Here is a 7,063-nt window from a genome sequence, read left to right on the forward strand (position 1 = left end):
CACGCTGTCGGGGACGGGACGTAGGCTCGCCTGCATGCGCATCGGAGCCCACGTCGACCAGACCGACCCGCTGGCGGAGGCGGCCGCCCGTTCCGCCGACGCGGTGCAGTTCTTCCTCTCCGACCCGCAGGGCTGGAAGGCCCCGAAACCCCGGGAGGACGCCGACCGGTTGCGCGCCGCCGAGGTCGACGTCTACGTCCACGCCCCGTACGTCATCAACGTGGCCACGCTGAACAACCGGATCCGGATCCCCAGCCGCAAGCTGCTGCTCGGCCACGCGAGCGCCGCGGCGGCGATCGGCGCGAAGGGCCTGATCGTGCACGGCGGCCACGTCAACGCCGGTGACGATCTGGCCGTCGGCTTCGACAACTGGCGCAAGACCTTCGCGTACGCGGTCGACTCCGGCGGCTTCCCGCTGCCGGTCCTGATCGAGAACACCGCCGGCGGCGACAACGCCTGCGCCCGGCGACTCGACGCGCTGGCCCGACTCTGGGACGCCCTCGGTGACCACGAGGTCGGGTTCTGCCTGGACACCTGCCACGCGTACGCCGGCGGCGAGGAGCTGCTCGACCTGGTCGACCGGGTCAAGGCCATCACCGGCCGGATCGACCTGGTGCACGCCAACAACTCCAAGGGCGGGTTCAACTCCGGGCAGGACCGGCACGACAACCTCGACGGTGGCACGATCGACCCGGAGCTGGTGGTGGCGGTGATCCGCGCCGCCGGCGCGCCGGTGATCGTGGAGACGCCCGGTGGCGCGGCGGGGCAGCGCGACGACATCGCCTTCCTGCGCGAGCAGCTCGGCGTGGAGGCCTGACCCGGATGACGACGAACGCGACCGGCGGCGGCCAGCCGACCGGCCAGCCCGGCGGGGCCGGCGACCGGCCCTCCGCCACCGGGACGGGCACCACCGACGACGCCGATCCCTCCGCCGACGTCGGCCGCGTCGCAGCGGACGGCCCCCGCCCGGGCGGGAAGGGTTCGGCCGAGCCCGCCGGGAAGACCAGAGACGGGGAAGCCGAGGCCGGGGAGAAGAAGGACGGCAGCGCGGAGTCCGACCCGTGGTCGGCGTTCGCCCCCGCCCCCGAAGCGACGCCGGGCCGCGTCGGCCGGGCCGCCGGGGCGGTCGGCCGGCTGCTACGGCACGAGTGGACGCTCGCCCTGCTCGGCTCTCTCGCCGTCGCCGTCGCGATGACCTGGCCGACGCTGCGCTACCCGCTCTACACGTTGCCGCAGGACTACTGGGACCCGAGCCTCCAGTCGTGGCAGATGGCCTGGTCGGGGCACATCCTGCGGACGGACCCGGGCCAGCTGTGGCAGTCGAACACGTTCTTTCCGGAGACGTACAGCTTCGCCTTCTCCGACACCCTTCTCGGGTACGCCCCGGCCGGCATGATCGGCACCGGCCCGGACGCCGCCGTGCTCCGCTACAACATCATGTTCGTGCTGGCCCACGCGGTGGCGACGTTCGGGGCGTACGTGCTGGCCCGGCAGCTGGGCGCCGGCCGGAGCGGGGCCGCGGTGGCCGGGGTTACCTACACGTACGCCCCGTGGCTGCTCGCCCAGGCCGGCCACCTGCACATCGTCTCCAACGGCGGGATCCCGCTGGCGCTGGCGATGCTGGCCCGGGGGCACGGCTGGTCGCTGCGGTACGGCTACCGCCCGGAGCGCCGGCAGGAGGGCTGGACGTACACCGGCTGGCTGGTGGCCGCCTGGCAGCTCAGCCTCGGCTTCGGCATCGGGCTGCCGTTCGCGTACCTCCTCGCCGGCATCGTGCTGGTTGCCACCGTGACCTGGTGCCTGCGGCGCTGGGTGGTCCGCCCGGTGAAGCGTCCCTTCGGCGGCCGGCTGCTCGCCGCGGACCTGGTCGGTGCCGCGGTCTTCGCCGGCGTGGGCGCGCTGCTGGCCATCCCGTACTTCAAGGTCGCGGAGCAGCACCCGAACGCGGAGCGGACGATCGGCGACATCGCCGTCTACTCCCCGCCGGTGAGCGGCTTCTTCACCGCGCCGGCCGAGTCCCGGGTCTGGGGCGCGCTGCACGAGGGGGCGCGGGCCGCGCTGCCCTGGCACCCGGAGATGACGCTGCTGCCGGGCTTCGTGCTCTACGCGCTGGCCGCGGGGGGTCTGTTCTTCTCGGTCTGGCGGCTGCGGCACCGGCTGCTGCTGCTCGCCGGCGTCCTGGGCACCATGGTGCTGGCGATGGGCACCCGGTTCTTCGGCGGCGCCGTCACCTACGTGCCGCTCTTCGACCACCTCCCGGGCTGGAACGGGCTGCGTACCCCGGGCCGGATGATGCTCTGGGCGACGCTGCTGCTCGGCCTGCTCGCGGCCGGGGCGGTGACCGCCTTCGCCGAGCGGGTCCGCGAGATCTCCGCCGAGCGGGCCCCGGCCCGCCCGTCGCCGTGGCTGCGGGCGGTCATCCTGCTGCCGCTGCTGCTGGTGCTGGTGGAGGGGTTGAACAACACGCCACACCCGGTGGTGCCCGAGCAGCCGGCGGCGATGCGCACCGTGGACGGCCCGATGCTGGTGCTGCCGAGCAGCCAGAACCTCGACCAGCCGGTGATGCTCTGGTCGACCAGCCGGTTCCAGGACGTGGTCAACGGCGGCAGCGGCTTCACCCCGACCCTGCAGGACGACGTGCGTCGGGTGACGCTCTCCTTCCCCGACCAGACCAGCGTCGACTACCTGCGCACCCTGGGCGTGCGCACCGTCGTGGTGCTCCGCGACCAGATCGTTGGCACACCGTGGGAGGTGACCGTCGACGCGCCGGTCGACCGGCTCGGCATCACCCGCGAGGAGGTCGGCAACGCGGTGGTCTTCCGTCTCTGAGGCGGCTTCGGTCGGCTCAGGTGGCGGGGGAGAGCGCAGGGCCTTGCCGGCGGCCGGCGAGCCAGGGGGCGTCGGGGGCGCCGTCGAGGACGCCGCCGTCCGGGTCGTCGGCGTAGGTCTGGCGTACCGCGTCGCGCTCCGGGTGCAGGATCTCCTTGACCACCAGCACGCAGAGCAGCACGACGGTGCCCAGCCGCAGCGTCGCGGCCAGCACGAAGACCCCTTCGGGGAAGACCGGCCGGGTGGTCGAGGCGCCGAGCAGCTCGCCGTAGAACGCGACGAAGTAGCAGACCTCGGCGAGCTGCCAGGCCAGGAAGGCTCCCCAGCGGGGGCGGGCCAGCACCGCCAGCGGCAGCAGCCAGAGCACGAACTGCTGTGACCAGACCTTGCTGAAGATCAGGAACGCGGCGACCACGAGGAAGCAGAGTTGGGCCAGCCGCGGCCGGCGCGGCGCCCAGAACGCCAGCGCGGCCACGCCGAGGCAGGCCAGCCCGAAGAGGGCGTACGACAGGTAGTTCAACGTCGGGATGTGGGTGTTCAACCACTGGAACGGCCCCTGATCGCCGGGGCCACCGCTGTTCACCTTGCCGTCCAGGTACCGCCCGACGTACCAGAGCGTGCCCCAGTCGATGGGCCGCGTGGTGTTCAAGTCGAAGAAGCGGCCCCAGTTGTCCGGGTACGCCGTGGCGGGGAGAACGTTGACCGCGACGACCGCCACCACGGCGGTACCGACGGCGGTCAGCGCGGCGCGCAGCCGGTTGGCGCGCAGCGCGAGGACCAGGATCGGCCCGAGCAGGAAGAGCGGCCACATCTTCGCCGCGCCGGCCAGGCCGAGCAGCAGTCCGGCCGTCGCCGGACGCCGTTTCGCCCAGGCGGCCAGCCCGAAGGCGGCCAGCCCGATGGCGAGGAAGTCCCAGTTGACGGTGGCGGTGAGGAAGAGCGCGGGGGCCAGCGCGAAGAGCGCGGCATCCCAGGGTCGTCGGCGGCGCAGGGCGAGGATGACCGCGGCCGTGGCGACGGCCAGCGCGCTGAGCGTGAGCGCGTTGAGGTTGTAGAACCACTGGCCCTGGTTGAGCTGCGGATCGTCGGCGCCCAGGGCGTGCACCGGCAGGCCGATCGCGCCCATCATGTAGCCGGTGAGCACCGGGTACTCCACCGGGTGGTCCCGGTACGGGACCTTGCCCTCGTTGAGACCCTCGGCGTAGTAGAGGGCGAGCACGTCGGTGTAGCAGAGCCGGGTGTACTGCACGTTGTTCTGCCAGGCGCCGTCCTGGCAGGGGGACTTCTGCACCCAGTGCAGGGCCAGGGTCAGGCAGGCCAGCGCCAGCACGATCCGGGTCGCGGTCCAGAACCGCCGTTCCCGGCCGGCGGGCCGGTCGAGCGCGACCGCGTGGTCGCCGAGCGGGCCGCCGATCATCTCGGAGGCGCCGCGCACGAAGCCGTCCGAGCGGGACGGGTGGTCGCTGGTCCCGGCGTCGTCGATGCCGGCCGTCGACTGGGTGCTCATGGAGAGGCATCCTGCCGTACGACGGGGGCTCCCGTCCCACCCCGGAGGCAACGGGTGGAAAAAGCCCGACGGCGACCGGACGGGTGTCCGGCCGCCGTCGGCGGTGTCGTGCGGTGCTACTCCCGGGTGCGGGGCGCCAGGGTCGGCAGGATGCCGCCGCCGTTGCCGCCACCGCCCGGCCGCGGATCGGTCGGGCCCTGGTTGCCGCCGCCGTTGGGCACCTGCGGGCAGAACAGGCCGAGCGGGCCGCAGTCCTGCGGCTGCTGAGGCTGGGTGGGGGGCGGCGGCGCGGCCGGCTCCACGCCGTTACCGGCGTCCTCGTCGCCCATCCCGGTCGGGTCCTCGATCTTGTCGGCGTCGGGGTCCACCCCGGCGATGGAGAGCGCGTCGTCCATGTACCGCTTCCACAGCTTCGCGGGGAACATGCTGCCGCCGACGTCCTTGCCGTTCTCGTCCTGGATGATCGGTTTCCTGGCGTCCCGGCTGCCCACCCAGACCGCGGTGGCGATCTCCGGCGTGTAGCCCACCATCCAGGCGTGCGCATTGTGCTTCGTGCCGTTGTACTCCCAGGTACCGGTCTTGCCGGCGGCGTCCCGGTCGTCGTCCAGCGCGGCCTTGTTCTTGCCGGGGATCGTCTTCAGCACGCCGGTGACCTCGTCGGCGACGTCCTTGCGGATCCGCTGCTGCGGGCTGAGCTTCTCGCCGGTGCCCGGCACCTTCTCCCACTTGCCGGAGTCGGTGTTCTGCTTCTCCACGCTGAGCACGAAGTGCGCCTTGTTGTACTTGCCGCCGTTGGCGAGCGTGGCGAGGCCGTTGGCGTGGTCCAGCACCGTGATGGGGTACTGGCCGTAGCCGACCACCCGGTCGAACTTGCTCGGCGCGAGGTCGGCCGAGTCGTTCTTCATCAGGTCGTACGGCTTCGGCGGGTCGACCGTCCACATCGTGGTGACGCCGGCCTGCTTGGCCATGTCCAGCACGGTCGACGGCTTGATCTTCTCGGTGACGTGGAAGAACGGCACGTTGTACGACTGCTCGGTGGCGTACTGGAGGGTGCACCACTTGCCGCAGGTCTTGGTCACGTCGCGGCCGGCGTTTTGCACCTCGTTGGCGAAGCCCTCCGGCTTGAACGGGGTGGCGTCCCAGTGCGACTTGATCGAGATGCCGGCGTTGATCGCCGCGGCCAGGGTGTAGACCTTGAACGACGAGCCCGGCGGGTGACCACCGGTGAGGTCGCCGTTCTTGTCGGTGTTCTTGCCGGCGTAGTCGTAGCCGGTGCCGTCGTCACCGCCGTAGTAGGCGAGCACCCGGCCGTTGCGCGGGTCGATCGAGACCACCGCCGACATCAGGTTCTTGGGCTGGCCGTCGAAGACTGAGCCCTTGGCGTCCGGCCGGGCCGCCTTCTCCAGCTTGGTCTGCATGGCGTTGTTGATGCTTGTCTTGATCTTGTAGCCGCCGTCGCGCAGTTCCTCGACGCAGCTCGGCTTTCCGGGCGCGTTGGAGTTGGTGCAGATGCCCCACTGCTCCAGTTCCTCGCGCACGTAGTTGACCACGTTGCCCCGGGGGCTCTTCACGCCGAAGCCGGAACCGGGATCGACGGGCTTCTGCAGGGTCTTCGTCGGGTAGACGGTCGGCCGCTTGGCGGCGTCCAACCAGCCCTTGGTGACCATGCCGCCCAGAACGTAGTTCCACCGCTCCTGCGCGGCCTGCGGGTTGATCGCCGGATCGTAGCCCCGGTGGGTGTCGCTCGGCTCCGGCTGCTTGATCAGCGCAGCGAGCACCGCGGCCTGGTCGACGGTGAGTTTGCTGACGTCGGTCTTGAAGTAGGTCTGCGCCGCCGCCTGGATGCCGTACGCGCCCCGCCCGAAGTAGATCACGTTCAGGTAGTGCTGCATGATCTCGTCTTTGCTGTACTCGTCGTTCAGCTTGGAGGCGAGGATCGCCTCCTTCACCTTCCGCGCGTACGTGTCCTGCTTGAGGTTGTCGTAGGCGTTGCGGGCGTACTGCTGGGTGATCGTCGAGGCGCCCTGCTTGTCGCCGCCCGAGACGTTGTTCCAGGCGGCCCGGACGATGCCCTTGTAGTCGACGCCGGAGTGCTCGTAGAAGTTCCGGTCCTCGGCCGCGGCGACCGCGTGCTGCACATGCAGCGGGATCTGCTGGATGGTGACGAAGGTGCGGTTCTCGTTGCCGAGCTTCGCCAGCGACGTCTTCCCGTCGCTGGCGTAGATGGTGGTGGAGAGCGGCAGCGGCACCTCGTTGGGCAGCACCACGGTGGTCGAGTAGTAGGTGAAGCCGACCACGCCGACGCCGGCGAGCATGATGAAGACCGCGAAGCCGGCGATCAACATGTTGATCCGCTTGCGCTTCTTCGCCCGCGCGGCCGCCGCCGGGTCACCCGGCCCGCGACCGCCGCCGGAGCCGCCCCGCCCCGGCCCGTTCGGGCCGCCGGGGCCGCCCGGCCCACCGCCGTACGACGACATCCCGGCCCGGCCCACCGTGGCCCGGCCGGCCGAGCCGACCGCAGCCGCGCCGACGCTCGCCCGCCCGGCGGAACCCACTCCCACCGACGCCCGGCCGGAGAGGCCCGGGGCCGGGGAGACCGGCACCGAGGCCCGACCCGCGCCGGCCCGACCGGCCGCCGCGCCCGGTCCCGCCGGAGAGACCGGCACCGAGGCCCGACCCCCGCCAGCCCGGCCGACCGAGGCCGACCCGGCCGCGCCCAAGTCGGAG

4 protein-coding genes are annotated in these 7,063 nt (G+C 71.9%); 2 read left to right on the forward strand and 2 right to left on the reverse strand.

The window, feature by feature from the left end; translation table 11 throughout:
• Window positions 1-34: 34 nt before the first annotated feature.
• A complete protein-coding gene (locus V6U81_RS11710; protein ID WP_334487884.1) occupies window positions 35-817 on the forward strand; it encodes a deoxyribonuclease IV in 783 nt (260 codons plus the stop codon).
• A 5-nt stretch (window positions 818-822) separates the two neighbouring features.
• Complete coding sequence (locus V6U81_RS11715) at window positions 823-2,829, forward strand: hypothetical protein (RefSeq protein ID WP_334487886.1); 2,007 nt, start codon at window positions 823-825, stop codon at window positions 2,827-2,829.
• Between the two features lie 16 nt (window positions 2,830-2,845).
• On the opposite strand, the gene V6U81_RS11720 is transcribed toward V6U81_RS11715, so the two are convergent.
• On the reverse strand, window positions 2,846-4,336 hold the full coding sequence (locus tag V6U81_RS11720; RefSeq protein ID WP_334487889.1) for a glycosyltransferase family 87 protein: 1,491 nt from the start codon (window positions 4,334-4,336) through the stop codon (window positions 2,846-2,848).
• Window positions 4,337-4,452: 116 nt separating this feature from the next.
• Window positions 4,453-7,063, reverse strand: a 2,611-nt coding sequence (locus V6U81_RS11725) for a transglycosylase domain-containing protein (RefSeq protein ID WP_334487891.1), incomplete at its 5' end; no start/stop codon positions are given.

The organism is Micromonospora lacuserhaii (genome assembly GCF_036902735.1).
In the GTDB taxonomy this organism is placed as follows: domain Bacteria; phylum Actinomycetota; class Actinomycetes; order Mycobacteriales; family Micromonosporaceae; genus Micromonospora.

What these genes read in the sequence shown, in the direction of transcription:
- V6U81_RS11710 (WP_334487884.1), top strand. Translation starts at nt 35, where the DNA reads ATGCGCATCGGAGCCCACGTCGACCAGACCGACCCGCTGGCGGAGGCG.
- V6U81_RS11720 (WP_334487889.1), bottom strand. Translation starts at nt 4,336, where the DNA reads ATGAGCACCCAGTCGACGGCCGGCATCGACGACGCCGGGACCAGCGAC.
- V6U81_RS11715 (WP_334487886.1), top strand. Translation starts at nt 823, where the DNA reads ATGACGACGAACGCGACCGGCGGCGGCCAGCCGACCGGCCAGCCCGGC.